The organism is Acidisarcina polymorpha, assembly GCF_003330725.1.
GTDB lineage: Bacteria > Acidobacteriota > Terriglobia > Terriglobales > Acidobacteriaceae > Acidisarcina > Acidisarcina polymorpha.
The window spans coordinates 3,833,068-3,849,918 of the sequence record NZ_CP030840.1 but is presented as its reverse complement, the minus strand read 5'-3'; the positions used below and the strand labels follow the sequence as shown (position 1 = coordinate 3,849,918).

General features: G+C 59.4%; 14 protein-coding genes. 4 read left to right on the top strand and 10 right to left on the bottom strand.

Features of this window, described 5'->3' with window-relative positions:
* Nucleotides 1–16 precede the first annotated feature (16 nt).
* A complete protein-coding gene (locus tag ACPOL_RS16395) occupies nt 17–754 on the bottom strand; it encodes an SIMPL domain-containing protein (RefSeq protein ID WP_236656836.1) in 738 nt (245 codons plus the stop codon).
* 28 nt (nt 755–782) lie between these two features.
* Nucleotides 783–1,862, bottom strand: a complete 1,080-nt coding sequence (gene trpD, locus ACPOL_RS16390; protein WP_114208003.1) for an anthranilate phosphoribosyltransferase — start codon at nt 1,860–1,862, stop codon at nt 783–785.
* A 166-nt stretch (nt 1,863–2,028) separates the two neighbouring features.
* On the opposite strand from trpD, the gene sucC reads away from it, so the two are divergent.
* Both sucC and sucD read left to right on the top strand, forming a co-directional pair.
* Nucleotides 2,029–3,207, top strand: a complete 1,179-nt coding sequence (sucC, locus tag ACPOL_RS16385) for an ADP-forming succinate--CoA ligase subunit beta (RefSeq protein WP_114208002.1) — start codon at nt 2,029–2,031, stop codon at nt 3,205–3,207.
* Nucleotides 3,207–4,082: a succinate--CoA ligase subunit alpha gene (gene sucD / locus ACPOL_RS16380; RefSeq protein WP_114208001.1), complete on the top strand. Its 876-nt coding sequence runs from the start codon at nt 3,207–3,209 to the stop codon at nt 4,080–4,082. The genes sucC and sucD overlap by 1 nt, the downstream gene beginning before the upstream one ends.
* 17 nt (nt 4,083–4,099) lie before the next feature.
* Here sucD and ACPOL_RS16375 read toward each other — a convergent pair whose 3' ends face one another.
* The 7 genes from ACPOL_RS16375 to ACPOL_RS16340 form a co-directional block, all read right to left on the bottom strand.
* Complete coding sequence (locus ACPOL_RS16375; protein ID WP_114208000.1) at nt 4,100–4,567, bottom strand: chemotaxis protein CheX; 468 nt, start codon at nt 4,565–4,567, stop codon at nt 4,100–4,102.
* Between the two features lie 10 nt (nt 4,568–4,577).
* On the bottom strand, nt 4,578–5,456 hold the full coding sequence (locus tag ACPOL_RS16370) for a CheR family methyltransferase (RefSeq protein ID WP_114207999.1): 879 nt from the start codon (nt 5,454–5,456) through the stop codon (nt 4,578–4,580).
* Nucleotides 5,453–6,592 carry a protein-glutamate methylesterase/protein-glutamine glutaminase gene (locus tag ACPOL_RS16365; RefSeq protein WP_114207998.1) on the bottom strand — a complete coding sequence of 380 codons (1,140 nt, stop codon included), beginning with the start codon at nt 6,590–6,592 and terminating at the stop codon, nt 5,453–5,455. The genes ACPOL_RS16370 and ACPOL_RS16365 overlap by 4 nt, the downstream gene beginning before the upstream one ends.
* A gap of 6 nt (nt 6,593–6,598) precedes the next feature.
* Nucleotides 6,599–6,976, bottom strand: coding sequence for a response regulator (locus ACPOL_RS16360; RefSeq protein ID WP_114207997.1), 378 nt, complete (start codon nt 6,974–6,976; stop codon nt 6,599–6,601).
* Between the two features lie 290 nt (nt 6,977–7,266).
* The gene (locus ACPOL_RS16350; RefSeq protein ID WP_201758851.1) at nt 7,267–8,958 is read right to left on the bottom strand and encodes a methyl-accepting chemotaxis protein; all 1,692 of its coding nucleotides are present in this window, start codon (nt 8,956–8,958) and stop codon (nt 7,267–7,269) included.
* Between the two features lie 205 nt (nt 8,959–9,163).
* Complete coding sequence (locus ACPOL_RS16345; protein WP_114207995.1) at nt 9,164–9,631, bottom strand: chemotaxis protein CheW; 468 nt, start codon at nt 9,629–9,631, stop codon at nt 9,164–9,166.
* Entirely contained in the window at nt 9,628–12,456 is a 2,829-nt protein-coding gene (locus ACPOL_RS16340) for a hybrid sensor histidine kinase/response regulator (protein ID WP_114207994.1), read from the bottom strand. Before ACPOL_RS16340 ends, ACPOL_RS16345 begins: the two co-directional genes overlap by 4 nt.
* A gap of 208 nt (nt 12,457–12,664) precedes the next feature.
* Here ACPOL_RS16340 and ACPOL_RS16335 point away from each other — a divergent pair, with 208 nt between their 5' ends.
* Nucleotides 12,665–14,170: a GH39 family glycosyl hydrolase gene (locus ACPOL_RS16335; RefSeq protein WP_114207993.1), complete on the top strand. Its 1,506-nt coding sequence runs from the start codon at nt 12,665–12,667 to the stop codon at nt 14,168–14,170.
* A 134-nt stretch (nt 14,171–14,304) separates the two neighbouring features.
* Nucleotides 14,305–15,420: a BaiN/RdsA family NAD(P)/FAD-dependent oxidoreductase gene (locus ACPOL_RS16330; protein WP_114210864.1), complete on the top strand. Its 1,116-nt coding sequence runs from the start codon at nt 14,305–14,307 to the stop codon at nt 15,418–15,420.
* Between the two features lie 26 nt (nt 15,421–15,446).
* On the opposite strand, the gene ACPOL_RS16325 is transcribed toward ACPOL_RS16330, so the two are convergent.
* Nucleotides 15,447–16,817, bottom strand: a complete 1,371-nt coding sequence (locus ACPOL_RS16325; RefSeq protein WP_114207992.1) for a CCA tRNA nucleotidyltransferase — start codon at nt 16,815–16,817, stop codon at nt 15,447–15,449.
* Nucleotides 16,818–16,851: the final 34 nt, after the last annotated feature.

Below are 16,851 nucleotides of genomic sequence, written 5' to 3'. Positions count from 1 at the left end.
CTTGGCTTCAAGCAACTCATTCAATCGCGAAAACTGCATACACCGTTGCGGAACGAGTAACTTTCTGCGAGCTGATGGCCAGCGGAGCGGGAGCGTCGGCCTTCATCATCATTCCTGCCCCCGCCCGGGCGATCATCGGCATCGGACGCTCGGCAACCTGATTGCTGGCGTAGACAAGCGGTCCGAGCGTTGCGGCGAGTCCCTTGGCCATCTGATCGGCAATGGCATGCGCCCGCTTCAAGGCGCTCTCCGCCGCTTGCGACTCGAGCGCATTTGGGTCCGCAACATCCCACTCGATTTGGCCGCTCTGGTTCGCGCCGGCTTGCACCGCCGTATCCAGCACCGAAGCGGCACTCTTCGCTGGGGTCTTCACACTCCAACTTTGTGAGACCTGAAACTTTCGTTGCGCCTTCTCTCCCTCCGGAAGATTCTGCATTTCGTAAGGCTGCACCGGCGCTACGCTCTGGGCGTCGCTTTGAATCGCACTCTCTTCCACCCCAGCCTTCTTCAGCGCAGTGAAGATGGCATTGGACGTCTTCGATCCCAACGCATACGCGCCAGCCGAATCGGCCGCGTATATCTGAAATCCGATATGAACGGTGGCAACCTCAGCGTCCGCTGTGGCCTTATCGGTCGCGGTCACGGCAATGGTGCGATTGGTTTTGTTGACCTCGATCTGCTGCGCGTACGAGAGCGAGTTGGCAGTAATCATCGCAAGGACCGCAAATGTAATCCCCAGGCAGGTCTTCCGCACGAATTCACCTCCGCTAGCGCAACAGGCTTCAGAACGCCCGCGCAGCCATCTTACTGAAATTTCTAAGCCCCGCAAGCGTCTGCAAGGCCGCCCCCGAATCGATTGCCTCGGCCGCCCGTTCCGCGCCTTCGCGAAAGTCTCCGGCAATCCCCGCGACCACCAGCGCTGCCCCGGCATTGAACAGGACGATATCCCGCTTTGGCCCTTTATCCCCCAGCAGGATCGCTTCCAGTATGGAGGCATTCTCGAGCGCAGTAGGAGCAGCGTGCAACTCGCTCAGCGAGGAAGGCGTGAGTCCCGCATCGGCAGGGCTTACCCGGTAGTGCTTCACCTTGGAGGTGGATTCGTGTTCTTGTGTGGATTTCTCCGTTCCCAGAACCTCGGCCAGCAGAGTCTCTCCGGAAAGCGTCAACTCGTCCAGTCCATCGAGCCCGTGAACTACAAAAGCATGGCGAACGCCAAGGTTGGCCATCGACTCTGCGACCAGGCCGACCCTGTCGGCCGCAAAAACACCCATCACTTGCTGGCGCGCTTCGGCAGGATTCGATAACGGCCCGGCTAGATTAAAGATCGTCCGAAAACCGAGCGCCTTTCGGACCGCCTGAACACGCTTGAGGGCTGGATGCAGCAGCGGAGCGTAGAGAAACGTAAAACCCGTTGTTCGCAGGCATTCGGCCGCTGCCTCGACGGGGAGGGACACTGGGACGCCAAGTGCTTCGAGCACGTCCGCCGAACCGCACTTGGATGTCACTCCGCGATTTCCATGCTTGGCGATCTTCGCCCCTGCTCCGGCGGCGACGAGCGCCGATACGGTCGATATATTGAACGTCCCTTTGCCGTCTCCTCCAGTTCCACAAGTATCGACGAGCTGGCTTCGTTCTTCGTTTGTCAATGGCACGGGAACAGAGAGCGATCGCATCGCTTCGGCAAAGCCGGTCAGTTCGGCCACGGTTTCGCCGCGCTTCGTCATCGCCGTCAACAACGCGGCGATTTCGTCGTCCTGGGCCTCGCCGGTCAGCATCTGCTGCAATGCCAAACTGGCATCGGAACGCGTGAGCGAAGTGCCGAGATCCCGAACCTGTTCCAGATGATCTTTAAAATCAGCCATTACTCACTCAAGACAGCCTACCGAAGCGAGGCCGCGCCAGCCAGCCCGAAACGATCTGGCGGCCGCAACCACTCGTCGCGACCCTGGCGCCGATTTCCTTTTCCTAGTCTGTGCTCTAGTATGGACTTTCCGCCTAAAAGCATTTCGAGCGGCAGACGAACCTACTATGAAAATTCACGAGTACCAGGCAAAAGACATTCTTGCGAAGTACGGTGTCGCCGTTCCCCGGGGGGAGGTCGCCAATACCCTCGACGAAGCCATTATCGTTGGCAAGCGATTGCTGGCTAACGGAGCCACAGGCCTCGTGGTCAAGGCGCAGATCCACGCCGGCGGCCGCGGTAAGGGTGGCGGCGTCAAGGTCGCCAAGACCATTGATCAGGCCGAGGAGTACGCCAAGCAGATCCTCGGGATGCAGCTGATCACTCATCAAACCGGTCCTCAAGGTCAGAAGGTCCAACGCCTCCTCATCGAAGAGACGGCTGCAATCGACCGTGAGCTCTACCTCGGAATTGTGCTGGATCGCGCTGCCGCGAAGCTGGTCTTCATGGCTTCAAAGGCTGGGGGTATGGAGATCGAAGAGGTTGCCGCCAAGGACCCTGACGCGATCGTCAAGGCGTACATTGATCCCGCAATTGGTTTCCAGCCCTACCAGGCGCGCAAGTTGGCCTTCGCCCTCGGCCTCAAGCCGACTCAGATCAACGAAGCGGTCAAATTCATGCAGGGACTCTACAACGCTTTTGTCGATACCGATTCTTCGCTGCTTGAGATCAACCCCTTCATCACGACGAAAGACGATAAGCTGTTTGCCCTCGATTGCAAGATCAACTTCGACGACAACGCAATCTTCCGCCATAAGGAGTTGAAGGAACTGCGCGACATCGCCGAGGAAGACCCGCTCGAGGTCGAAGCATCGAAATTCGCCCTCAACTACATCAAGCTCGACGGCAATATCGCCTGTATGGTTAACGGCGCTGGACTGGCCATGGCCACCATGGACATCATCCAGTACGCCGGCGGCTCGCCCGCCAACTTCCTCGATGTAGGCGGGGGCGCCAACCAGCAGCAGATTGAGCAAGCCTTCGCCATCCTGCTCTCCGACAGGAATGTCAAGGCAATCTTCATCAACATCTTCGGCGGCATCCTTCGGGTTGACGTGCTGGCCAACGGAGTCGTCCAGGCGGCCAAGAACCTCGACGTTAAAGTCCCCATCGTGCTTCGCCTCGAGGGCACGAATGTAGAAGAGGGCCGAAAGATTTTGAAGGATTCCGGGCTGAACTTCATCGTCGGCGAAACCATGCAGGACGCCGCCGCGAAGGTCGTCGCAGCAGCAAAGGGGAGCAACTGATGTCAGTTCTGGTTGGTAACGACACACGTTTGATTGTCCAGGGAATCACCGGCAAAGAGGGCACTTTCCACGCCAAGGGGTGTGCTGAATACGGCACCAAGGTGGTGGGCGGCGTGACCCCAGGCAAGGGCGGGACCACGCACGAAGGCTGGCCAGTCTTCGATACCGTTGAGCAGGCAGTCTCCGCAACCGGCGCCAATGCTACTGTCATTTTTGTGCCGCCGCCTTTTGCGGCTGACGCCATTCTCGAAGCAGAAGATGCCGGGCTGCCATTGATCGTATGCATCACAGAAGGCATTCCCACCATCGACATGGTGCGCGTCTGGAGCGTGCTCAAACACTCCACATCCCGGCTGATCGGCCCCAACTGCCCCGGGGTCATCTCGCCGGGCAAGGCCAAGATCGGAATTATGCCGGGCCGCATCCATAAGGAAGGCTCGGTCGGCATCGTCTCCCGTTCCGGAACGCTGACCTACGAAGCCGTCTATCAGCTCACCCAGCGCGGCATCGGCCAGTCTACCGCGATCGGAATTGGCGGCGATCCAATCATCGGCACTAACCATATTGACGGATTGAAGCTGCTCAATGAGGATCAAGGCACGGAGTCGATCATCCTCATCGGGGAGATCGGCGGTACCGCCGAAGAGGCTGCCGCCGCCTATGTGAAGGACCATGTCAAGAAGCCAGTGGTCGGCTTCATCGCCGGCCAGACTGCGCCTCCCGGCCGCCGCATGGGCCACGCGGGCGCCATTATCTCGGGCGGCCAGGGCACCGCGGCAGACAAGATGAGAGCGCTGACCGATGCCGGCATCCATGTAGTGCAGTCGCCGGCGGAAATTGGGGAAACATTGGCGAGGGTGATCGGGAAATCATAGTGCGAGTAGAGTCTGTCCTACTTCAATTTGACTCCGACCAGCGTCACACAGCAGTTTCCAAGTTCCGACCCAAAGACCACTTGGCTCAAAGTAGTGCTTCCGCGCAGCTGCAGAATGTAATCCCTTCCTCGTACCACAGAAGGGATGGAAATCCCCGTCTCCGCCGGCAGAAGCGCCTTGAAGTTGCCGGCAATCATGTTCACCAGCTCGCCGAGAGAATCGCACACATCGGCATTGACTGACCCCGGCAGCGGCACCGACATCAGCCTGGAGGTGAATCCAAAGGCCAGCGGCAGCACACACTCGATCATCATCGCTCCTTTCCAGGGCGCGGTGAAGTAGATGGCCGCGGTCACTAACTCCTCGCTGGGCGGCCAGGAGGTCGAGATCGGCTCAATCACGATATCCGCCATCACGCCAAAGACTTCACTTGTGATTCGCACTTGCTCGGCAATGTGCTCATCGATCTGCATATCTGCCATCATCGTGGATGCCCTAACCCTTCCGGTACACGACCGTCGAACCGACCGCGATACGCTCAAACTTGTCGTGCAAGTTCAGTGTTGTTTCCGCGCCCCCCAGGAGCAGAAACCCGCCTGGGTTCAACACGCTCAAAATCTGCGTCAGGATCTTGACCTTGGTGTCGACGTCGAAGTAGATGAGCACATTGCGACAGAAAACAATGTCGAACTTGCCCAGCCCCAGCATTGACTGGCGAAGATCGAAGCGCTTGAATTTCACCATCGCGCGCAAATCCGCTTTCAACTGCCAATCGAGGCCTTCCCTTTTGAAGTATTTGACCAGGTACGCCGCCGGCAATCCCCGGTTGACTTCAAACTGCACATACTTCGCCTCTCGGGCGCGCTCGAGGATCTGTTCGGAGAGATCGGTGCCCAGGATATCGACCGGGCAGCCGCCTATCCCGTACTCCTTGATCAACATGGCAATGCTGTAAGCTTCTTGGCCTGAAGAGGCGGCAGCCGACCAGATCGCGAGCTTCTGCGGCTTCTTGGCCAAAAGCTCCGGCAGCATGTGCAGCCGCAACGCTTCAAAAGGAGCCATGTCGCGAAAGAAGAGCGTCTCGTTGGTGGTCAAGGCTTCGATGACTGAACGGGCCAGACCGGGGCTCGTCTTGGCCCGCAGCCGGGTGCAAAGCTCATCGAGGGACGACATCTGGGCCGCCCTCGCAACCGGCATCAGCCGCGATTCCAGCAGATAGTGCTTATCCTCATCGAGCACAATGCCCGATTCGCGGTAAATCTCCTGCTGCAGATACTTATAGTTTTCCGAGGAGATCGCAATGTTCTTGACGGCTGAGACGGATTGGGGAACCGGCGGTCCTACCGCCGAACTTTTTACGCTAGTCACACTCATCGGGCCACCTGCCTGAAAATCTCGGGGACGACCTCGCGAAGTCCCAGAACCGCATCCGCCAATCCTGCCTCGACGACCGCTCCGGGCATGCCCCAGACCACGCTCGAACTGCGGTCCTGGGCGACTATATAGGCACCTTTGCTTTTCAGTTGCTCGACTCCGTGAAGACCGTCCTGTCCCATCCCCGTCAAGATCACGCCGATCGCCGCTCCGTCATAGAGCTCGCCGACGGAACGAAAGAGCACATCGACGGCCGGGCGGCAGGAATTCTCCTGTGGCCCCTGATCGAGCACCACGGACACCTCCTTCGATGTGGAGCGGCGCAGTCGCATGTGAAAGTCACCTGGTGCGATCACCACGCGTCCCGCCTTCACCGGCAAGCCCGCCGAGGCCTCCATCACTTCAAGCGAGCACTGATCATTCAGCCGATCGGCCAGCAACTTCGTAAACAACGGCGGCATGTGCTGGACGATGACCACCGGCAAGGGGAACGAAGCGGGGAATTGCCGCATGATCTCCATGAGCGCAGTTGGGCCGCCGGTCGACACGCCAATCGCGACGATCTTCGGCAACGGGGCCTTGACAAAGTGCGGACCCGCTGCGAGCGGAGCGGCGGTCTTCCGCGGGCTGGATGCGGCGGCAGCAGGGAGGCGCGGCACTGCAAGATGGGGGTCGAAAAACTGCCTGATCTTTGGCACCAGCTCATCGGTTAAGGTTTTGAGCGCCGCTTCCATCGGCCCGTTATGACAGGGCTTGGTGACATAGTCATTCGCGCCCATCACCAACGCGTCGATGGTCGCTGAAGCCCCCCGCGAAGTAAGCGTGCTGCACATGATCACGCAGGCTTTAGAGGCCTGCTGGCGTAAGCGGCGGACTGTCTCCAGTCCATCCATCTCCGGCATCTCGATGTCGAGCGTGATGACATCCGGCTTTAGCTCGGCAGCTTTGGTCAGCGCCTGGGCGCCATTCACCGCGAAGCCGACGACCTCAAAGCCCGGTTCTTCGTTGAGCGCGTGGGCGAGAAAGCGGCGGATCACCACCGAATCGTCGACCACCAGGATGCGGATCTTTGGACGACCCGGCCCGCGCACGCCAGGCCGGCTGCCGGGCGTCTCAAATGGGATCTGGTTACTCATAGGAGCCTACCTCACCACTTGAAGCATGCGGAGCTTGTCTTCAACCATCTCGGTCGTAAACGGCTTCATGATGTACTCGTTGGCCCCTGCGCTCAGGGCAACAATCATTTGCTCGATATGGGTCTCCGTGGTCACCATAACGATCGGCAGCGCAGCAAACCGCTGGTCGGCTCGCACTGCCTTCACGAAAGCCAGGCCATCCATAGTGGGCATATTCCAATCCGACAACACCAGCCTCACCTGCGAGTGCTCGTGCCCCAGGATGGCGAGGGCCTGAAGACCGTCGCCTGCCTGCAAGACCTCGAAGCCCAGCCCCGCAATAATTTTGGCCAAGATGCATCGCATCGCGCGCGAGTCATCGACTATCAGCACTTTATTTGGCATAACGGTCTCGACGCTCCTTTCTGGTGCGGCATTCGGATCCCCGCGGAACTCAAGTCGAACTCCGGGAACGGAACTCCAGGAGTTCTTCTCGTTCGGACATTGCAGCCAGCAGAGTTGAGCCCGTCGAAACCGCTGAGGAACACAGCGCAGTTGCCCGGAGTTTCGGGAGAGCGCTCCGGCTTGAACTCCTCAGGCGAACGGATGAGACGGAAGGTTCAATATCGTTGCTCGAAGCGACGACCTCGAGAGCGCCCGGCACGGTGATCGGCGGGCGCTCCATTCAAGAAGCCTCAGGACTCTTTCGCGCGGCTCGACAGCAGTTGGAGACTCGCTGCCATTTCACTCAAGGAACGCGCTGCGGTTTGCGTGTCCGATGCTCCTGCCATGGTCAGCTGCGCTGACTTGGCGACGCCCGAGATGCTCCCGGCGATCTCGTTTGTCCCCATTGCCGCCTCAGTCACATTGCGCCCGATCTCGGTAGTCGTCGCCGTCTGCTCTTCGACCGCAGAGGCGATGACGTTCGAGATATCGTTCACCTGGTTGATGATTTGGCTGACTTCACCGATGGCTTTGACCGCGGCCTGAGTATCAGTCTGGATCGCCTCGATCTTCTGCCCAATCTCTTCGGTGGCTCGCGCGGTCTCCTTGGCCAGTTCCTTCACCTCGTTCGCCACGACTGCGAAGCCCTTGCCAGCTTCGCCGGCGCGGGCCGCCTCAATGGTGGCGTTGAGTGCCAGCAAGTTAGTCTGTTGCGCGATCGAGGTGATGACCTTGATCACCTTGCCGATCTCAGAACTCGATGTACCCAGTTGATGAATCGTCTGGTTGGTCGTCTCGGCGATCGTCACTGCGGCCTTGGCGACGCGCGCCGCTTCCGTCGCACTCTTCGAGATCTCGCGGATGGATGCCATCATCTCCTCTGAGCTGGCCGCCACCACATTCACGTTGGCCGAGACCTGCTCACTCGTCGCCGAGGCCGCGTTGGCCTGCTGCGCCGTGTCTCCCGCGTTCGTCGTCAACTGCTGACTGACGGTGGTCAACTCTTCAGCCGAGGCGGCGATGGCGATGGCTGTCCCGCCGATGGTGTCCAGCAGTTCCGCCATGCCGCGGCGCATCTTGACCTGTTCGGTGACATCGGTGGCGAACTTGACCACCTTGAACGGCTTGCCGTTCAGATCAAGGATGGGGTTGTAGGAAGCCTGGATGAAAACCTCTTTGCCGCCCTTGCCAATCCGCTTGTACTCGGCGGACTGGTACTCCCCGCGATTCAGCCTCACCCAGAAGTCGGCATAGGCCGGGCTGTTTTGCTCTGCCGGATCGACAAACATGCGATGGTGCCGGCCCTTGACTTCCTCAAGTGAGTATCCGAGCACATGGAGGAAGTTTTCGTTGGCGGTGAGGATTGTGCCATCCATCTGAAACTCAATCACCGCCTGCGACTTGCTGATCGCCGCTATCTGCCCGGAGAGGTCGATGTTGATCAGCTTCTGCGCGGTGACGTCGGTGGCGAACTTCACCACCTTGAAGGGCTTCCCGGCCGAGTCGAGGATCGGATTGTAAGATGCCTGAATCCAAACTTCGCGGCCGCCCTTGGCGATGCGCTTGTATTCCGCTGCCTGGTACTCGCCACGGTTGAGTCTTGCCCAGAATTCCGCGTATGCCGGCGAATTCTGTTCGGCCACATCAACGAACATCCGGTGGTGCCTTCCTTTGATTTCGTCAAGGCTGTAGCCAAGGACCTTCAAGAAATTGTCGTTGGCGGTGAGGATTGTCCCATCCATCTGGAACTCGATGACCGCCTGTGACTTGCCGATGGCGGCAAGCTGCTGCTGGAACTCGAGCGCGGCATCGGTGGCGGCCGTGTCCATTGCCGAGGAGCGTCGGCCGTTGGTAGCCGGAACGGTGACTGGGGTGCCCTTGCCGCGTGTCGAGACAAGAACGTTTGCGATCGAACTGCCGTGACTGCTATGTGAACTTGCCATGTTGTCTAACTTCCCTCGTTCGTGATTTGTTTTGTATAGCGTTGCTTGCCTTATCCGCCCGGCGGCTCAACCCGCGCGGAGGTATCCGGCACCCGTCAGTCTCCAAAAATCGGCTGCGCCCCGACGGCGGTGAAACAAGCCCTACGGCGCATCCGGCAGATCATCCGGCCCTCGGAGGATTGAGCCATAGCTTCAACCGCCCCGCTTAGTGCGCCGCGCTTTCCAGCACCCGCTGGGTGTTGAGGATCAGCAACAATCCGGTGGTCAGCTGGTAGACGCCATCCAGCAGCTCCCGCTGAGCTGCCGGCATGTTTTCCGGCAGCGGCTTTGCTGCTTCGAGGGGAACGTCGAGCACGTCGCAGATTTCATCCACCAGCAGGCTGACCGGGCCGCCTTCCGACTGAATCACGATGTTCATCGGCAGAGCGTCTTCGGATTCAAAGGCCGGAAGCCCAAGAATCCGCCGCACATCGAGCGCCGTAACAATCTGCCCGCGCAGGTTGATGAGGCCTTCGATCGCCCGCGGCGCCAAAGGAACGCTCGTCATCTCCTGGAAACGGAGCAACTCCTGCACTCGCGTTAGCTCGATCCCCATAAACATATCCGCCACCCGGAACGTTGAATACTGCCGTGTCTCCCCGAGCTGTCCTGCTGCCGCACTGCTAATGGTCATCTGGAACTCCCCGCCATTTCGAACTCCTTCTTCCCCGCTGTCTTTTCTCCAGCTAACGCTTCAATCGTCCGCAACAATCCGTCGCGGTCGGAGGCTCGGACTACGCCATCAAACCGTCGTCCCTGGATCGTCTCTTCGGGCAAGTCTCCGCTCTCATCGACGAGTCCAAGCACCGGAACCGACACGAGCGCCTCACGGTTCCGCATCGCGTCGAGCAGATCGCCGGCGCTCGATCGCCCCAGACTGGACGCGGTGATCACCACCCGCACCGGATTCCGGGCGACAATCTCAAGGGCCGTTTCTACACTGCTTGCCTCGAGCACATGATGGCCGCTCATCTCGAGGTAGCCGCGAAGCACCCCGCGGGCGATCTTCGAGGCGTCCACGACCAGCAATGACGTGCTGAGCGGAAGCTGTGAAGAGAAGGCATCCGGATGACTCCCGATCGCGGCTTGGAGCAGTGCCCCCAAATCAATGAAGTCGGTAATTTTTCCCCCCACCACACCAGAGCCCAACAAGCCGAACGAGGTGCTGGCGCGCTTGACGGTCACGGCTTCTTCGACGATGTCCTGGATTTCATCGACTACGAGACCGACATGCCGGTTGCCCTCGCTGAAGACGATCACCTGCAGGGAGTCCCGCTCCATCGCCGCATCCGCGCCGCCGCGGTCGAGCATTGCACCGACTGAAACCAGCGGCAGGATCGCGTCGCGATAGTGAAGCACAGGCAAACCGGCCGCGTATTCGATCTTCGAACTCGCAAACTCCTCCAGCCGGGCAACCATCGAAAGCGGCACCACCAGCCGCGGATAGCGGCCAGCGCTGAACAGCAAGAGCGTCTGGCGAAGGTCCTCAACCGTATCGAGCGACTTGGCTTCCGTCCTGCCGCGCTCGAGCGATTGCGAGAGAATATTGGCTAGACGCCCTAAGCCCGGGACATCGAGGATGAGGGCAATCTTGCCGTCCCCCATGATCGTCGCACCGACATAACAACTCAGCGATTTCAGCTGTTTTCCCAGCGCCTTGACCACAATCTCCTGGGTGTCGCTGACCCCGTCGACGACCAGCCCGAAGGCTGTATCCTCCGCCTGCAGAATGACGATGTTGAGCAGGTCATCCTCTTTGTGGGCCGGAGTCAGCCCCAGGACCCGGCTTAAATAGGTCAGCGGCAGCAGCTTGCCGCGACGCCGGTAGACCTCTGTGCCGTGGATGCTTTCTATTTGTTTGCGATCCTCGGCGCCTTCCAGGCGCACCAGTTCGAGCAGATTGGCCTGCGGAATGACGAACCGGTCCTGGCGCATGGTCGCTACGCCGCCGCTCGACCGGCTGCTGTTCAAGTTCACAATCAAACCAGGGATAATGGCGAGGGTGAGCGGAATCTTGATCTTGACCGTGCTCCCTGCTTTCGGACGATTGAAAAGATCGACGGCCCCCCCGATCTTCTCGATGTTGGTCTTCACCACATCCATGCCGACGCCGCGGCCGGAGATGCTGGTGATCTTCTCTGCCGTCGAGAATCCGGGCAGAAAGACCAGTCGAAGCGCCTCCCATTCGCTCATGATCGCAGCCTGCTCGGCGCGGATGAGCCCTTTATCGACCGCCTTGCGCTTCACCCGCTCCGGGTCGATGCCAGCACCGTCGTCAGAGATCTCGATGTTGACGTGTCCACCTTCGTGATAAGCGCGCAGCAGGATCGTGCCCGCCTTTTTCTTCCCTTTCTTGACCCGAACGTCGGGAGATTCAATCCCGTGGTCACAGGAGTTTCGCACGATGTGGGTCAGAGGGTCTTTAATCGCTTCGATAATGGTCTTGTCGAGTTCGGTCTCCGCTCCTTCCATCTGGATCTCGATCTGCTTGCCAACCTCGGAGGCCAAGTCACGCACCACTCTCGGCAGCTTGTTCCATACCACTCCGATCGGCTGCATCCGGGTGCGCATGACACCCTCTTGGAGCTCGCTCGTGATCAGGTTGAGCCGTTGCGCCGCTCCGCTGCTGGCGCCACTCTGGGTCGCCGTCCCTTGAAGGATCTGGTTCCTGGCCAATACCAGCTCTCCCACCAGGTTCATCAGCTTGTCGAGCAAGGTTACGTCGACGCGGATGGTCGAATCCGCCACGGATCCGCCGTTCGAAGTACCGGCCGCTCCATTGCTCTCTTTCGGGACCCGGGGCTCGGAATCAGGGCTTGCTTGTTTTGCGCCTGGCGAAGTCACAGGCTCGGTGTGGTCCTCCTCGACCTCCTCGGCAGCGAGAGCTGGCAGGGGACGTTCCTCGAGGGTATGGATACAATCACTCAGATCGGCTGGGGCGCTCGATGGCGAAGAATCGGCCGGCAAATCCATTGAGGGAGAGTCGATTCCCTCGCTGGACGTCGATGGCGCCGCAACCGGTAAAGCAGTTCCCGATACAGCCAGGCCCGAAGCAGCAGAGGGCACCGATCCTGAACGGAAGTTATAGGCGTCGTCGAGCCGCTGCCGCAGGCTCTGGTAGACATCGACTCCTTCTTCGCCCTGTTCCTCAATGTTCGACAGCACCAGCTTGACGACGTCGACGGTTTCGAGCACCAGCGAGACCAAATCGGGAGTCAGATTCCGTTGTTTCTCGCGCACCTGGCCCAGGATGTTTTCCGCCACATGCGTGATCGAGCCCAGGATCTCGAAGCCGAAAAATCCGCAGGTGCCCTTGATGGTGTGAATCGTACGAAAGACGCTCGCAATCAGCTTTTCGTCGGCTGGGCTTTTCTCAAGCTCGACAATCTCGCGATCGAGTACCCCGAGATTCTCATTGCTCTCGATCAGGAACTCTCGGACTTCTTCAGCAAACTCCATGCGCGGCCCCTCAAATCTTGGGAAACTCGCGGAATTTCCGTAGCCGGATCGGCCCTGGTACCGGGGTTCCGAAAAGATACCGGGACCCCGCATCCAAGCTACAGACAAACCACTCTCATCCCCACTGTGACTGGTATCGGCAGGAATGCTGGCGGGGTTAACGTCAATCCGATAGAAATAGAACGATCCTTTCTGGAGGAAAGAATTGATGCGACCCAGATGTCTCGAACTGATCCTGGTTCTGCTCGGCTCGTTTGCCGGCTTAACTGCCGCTCCCGCGCAATCGGCTACGGAGACGATTGCCATCGATGCGCAATCCCCAGCCACTCCGTTTCCGCATTTTTGGGAGCAGATGTTCGGCTCCGGCCGGGCCGAACTTACCATGCGCGACAGCTACCGCCGCGACCTCCGTGAAGTCAAGAAAATCACCGGCTTCCAATACGTCCGCTTCCACGCCATCCTGCATGACGAACTAGGCGTTTACGATGAAGACGCTCACGGCAAGCCGGTCTATGACTTCTCCTATGTCGACCAGATTTATGACGGCCTGCTGGCAAACGGGGTCAAGCCCTTTGTCGAGATCAGCTTTATGCCCAAGAAGCTGGCGCTCCGCCAGGACCTCCATCCCTTCTGGTATAAGCAGGTGGTCTCGCCTCCAAAGGATTACTCCAAATGGGATGGGCTGATCACCGCCTTCGCCCAGCACCTCATCGATCGCTATGGGGTCGACGAAGTCGCAACCTGGTATTTCGAGGTTTGGAATGAGCCGAACATCGATTTCTGGACCGGCCGTCCCGCCCAGCAGACCTATTTTGAACTCTACGACCACACCGCGCGAGCGCTGAAGGCCGTCAATCAGAAGATCCGGGTTGGCGGCCCGGCGACCGCGCAGGCCGCCTGGGTCGATGCGATCATCGCCCACGCCACCGCAGACAAAGTTCCGCTCGACTTCGTCTCCACCCACGTGTATGGGAACGACGTCTCACAGGATGTCTTCGGGGACAAGCGCCCCATCGCGCCCCACCAGATGGTCTGTGCCGCCGTAAAAAAGGTGCACGACCAGATTCAGGCCTCGGCGATGCCAACGATTCCGCTGATCTGGAGCGAATACAACGCGACCTACGCCAACGAGTCGCCAATCACCGACTCGATCTACATGGGGCCGTGGCTCGCCGATACGATCCGCCAATGTGACGGCATGGTCAACGTGATGTCTTACTGGACCTTTTCCGATGTCTTTGAAGAGCAGGGTCCAGTCAAACAGCCCTTCTACGGTGGATATGGCCTGATCGCCGCCGGCGGCATCCCGAAGCCCGCCTTTGACGCGTTTGAACTCTTGCATCATCTGGGCGACGAACGCCTCGCCTCGACCAACTCCGACCTTCTCATTACCCGCCACAAAGACGGGTCCCTCACCATTGCCCTATGGAATCTGGTTGAGCCTGGCAAAACCGCTCCCGACAAAAGTTTTCATCTTGACTTTCGCGGACTCTCGCCCCAAGCTGTCGCCGCTATCAGTCGAGTGGATTCCAGACACGGAGACACGTTGGCCGCCTACAAGCAAATGGGAAGCCCCCAATATCCTACCCGGCAGCAGATTGAGGAGCTTCGCCGGGCAGCCGAGGTCGGTCGTCCAGGCACTGAAAAGCTCGATCAGGGTAGCTTGACGGTGACCGTTCCCGCGAGTGGTCTGGCTGTAATTGACATCCGTTAACCCGTTCGTTCCCGTCCAACACTCGGTGGCATGGAGGTTTTGGCGACGGCCGGAGCGGCGAAGCGGAAGTAAGATGAGAAGAGGTGAAAGCCTCATTTGACCTCGTGATTCTCGGCGCTGGCGCCGCTGGACTGATGTGCGCCATCGAAGCCGGCAAGCGCGGCCGGCGAGTTGCCGTCCTCGATCACGGCGATCGCCCGGGCAAGAAAATCTTGATCTCGGGCGGAGGACGCTGCAACTTTACCAACCTTCATTGCCGTCCGGAAAATTTTCTTTCCGCCAATCCCCACTTCGCCCGCTCTGCGCTTGCCCGGTTCACACCACAAGACTTTCTCGCGCTGGTTGAGAAGCATAACATTCCCTACCATGAAAAAACTCTAGGTCAGCTCTTCTGTGATGGCTCGGCAAAAGAGATCCTCGCCATGCTGCTCGCCGAGTGCGCCGAAGCAGGCGTTGCAATCTTCCTGAACCAGCACATACAGCGTGTCGAGAAGGAGGAAGTCTTCCTGGTAAACACTAAAGCCTCTGGATTCCTGGCTCCGGCGTTGGTGATTGCCACAGGTGGCCTTTCCATCCCCAAGATGGGAGCGACCTCCCTCGGCTACCAGATAGCCGAGCAATTTGGAATCGCAATTCAGGAGTGTCGGCCGGCCTTGGTACCATTCCTGCTCGAGCAAAGCGATCAACAGGATTGGTGCGATCTGGCCGGGCTTTCGGCGGAAGTCATCGCCTCTACCGGCAGGCAGCAATTTCGCGAGAAGCTGCTCATCACGCATCGCGGTCTGAGCGGCCCTGCGATTCTTCAGCTTTCCTCCTACTGGAAGGAAAGCGAGGCAATCAGCGTCGACTGGGCGCCAGAGAAGCCGGCCCTCACCAGCCTCCTTGCCACCAACACTCGCCGCGATGCGAACGCGGCGAAAGCTACGCTCCGGGAAACCTTCCCCGCACGGCTTGCCGATCGCCTGGTCGACCTCGCGACTCCCTCCAGGTGGACGAACGCCGCCATCCAGCAGCTTGAAAACCGGCTTCACCATTGGCCCTTCGACCCCGATGGCACCGAGGGCTATGACAAAGCCGAGGTCACTGCCGGAGGAGTCGATACCGCTGAACTCTCCGCCAAGACTATGGAGAGCAAACGCATCCCCGGGCTCTTCTTCATTGGCGAAGTTGTCGATGTAACCGGTCAACTCGGAGGCTTCAACTTCCAGTGGGCGTGGGCCAGCGGAGCCGCTGCCGGCCGCTGCCTCTGAAGAGCCTGAAGCCGTCCGTCCCCACTTCAACTCGAAGCGAATGCATTCCGAATCAGCTCTAAGCCTTCCTCCCGAGAAGCAATGCGCCCCTCTAGCTGAGCGTCTTCCGCAACCGCAAGCATCTCCTTGAACCGAGGGCCAGGACGATACCCTGCGGCGATCAAATCTCGACCCGTGACCAGTAGCGCGGGCCGCACTTCTTCTTCCGGGACCGCCTCATAGCGGCTCTTGGCGAACTCGTAATTCTCCAGATTGCCGAAGCTTGAGAGCACATCCATGCGATGCAAGGCCAGGTGCTCCTCAAACTTCGGCAGACGGAAGAACCGTTTAAGCGTCGACTCCTTCATCTTGTGCACATCGCCAAAACGCATGTGGTTTTCGATCAGCGAAAGTATCTGGGATGTTTCTTCCAGTGAGAACCTTAGACGCCGGCAGATCGTCTCGGCGATCCGGACGCCTACCTCGACGTGACCATCAAAGCGGATACGGTCTGGAGCACGTCGAAAGGTCGCCGGCTTCCCTCCATCATGCAGCAGCGTGCCCCATGCCAAAGCCGGCGAAGCATCCGGTGGCAGCTTTTCAAGGAGCAGCAACGTATGTACCCAGACATCTCCCTCAGGATGAAACTGCGGCGGCTGTTCGACGCCATGCATCTTCGCAACCTCGGGCAGCACTTCCTGCAACAACCCGGTTCGATCGAGCAATTCAAAGGCACGGCGAGCGTGCCCCTCGGTCAGCATTCGAGTCAACTCATCGCGCACTCGTTCCCGGCTGACTTGCTTGATCTCACTGGCGAGGGATTGGATAGCCCTTAACGTTGCTTCCTCAATCGAAAAATCAAACCGCGCAGCAAAACGAACTCCGCGAAGCATCCGCAGCTTATCTTCCGCAAACCGCCGCCGCGGATCGCCAATGGCCCTCACCACACCCGCGGCTAGATCTGCTCGTCCGCCGACGAAGTCGAGAACCGCTGTGTCGACATCGCCGCTCGTGCGTAGAACCTCGGGATCCAACAACATGCCGTTGATGGTGAAGTCGCGCCGCTGCACGTCTTCTTCGGCACTCTCGGAGAAGCGGACCGCGTCAGGGTGGCGTCCGTCTGAATAGGAGCCATCATTCCTGAATGTCGCAACCTCGGTGACAATCTCCTCGCCGTCGATCTCAACAGCAACCAGCACCACGCCGAAGTGAGCCCCAACGGCGAAGGTCTGCGGAAAAAGATCAAGGACGACCTCCGGCACCGCGTTGGTCGCCACATCAAAGTCTTTGGGTTGACGGCCGAGCAGGAGATCGCGCACACATCCACCCGCGAAGTAGGCCGCATAGCCATCCGCTCGCAGCCTCGCCGCTACAGCATCGGCCGCTCTCTGACGCGCTGAATTGGGGTGGCTTGCCATGCTCTCTCCGGCGTCCAAGGACTCGCTTCACACG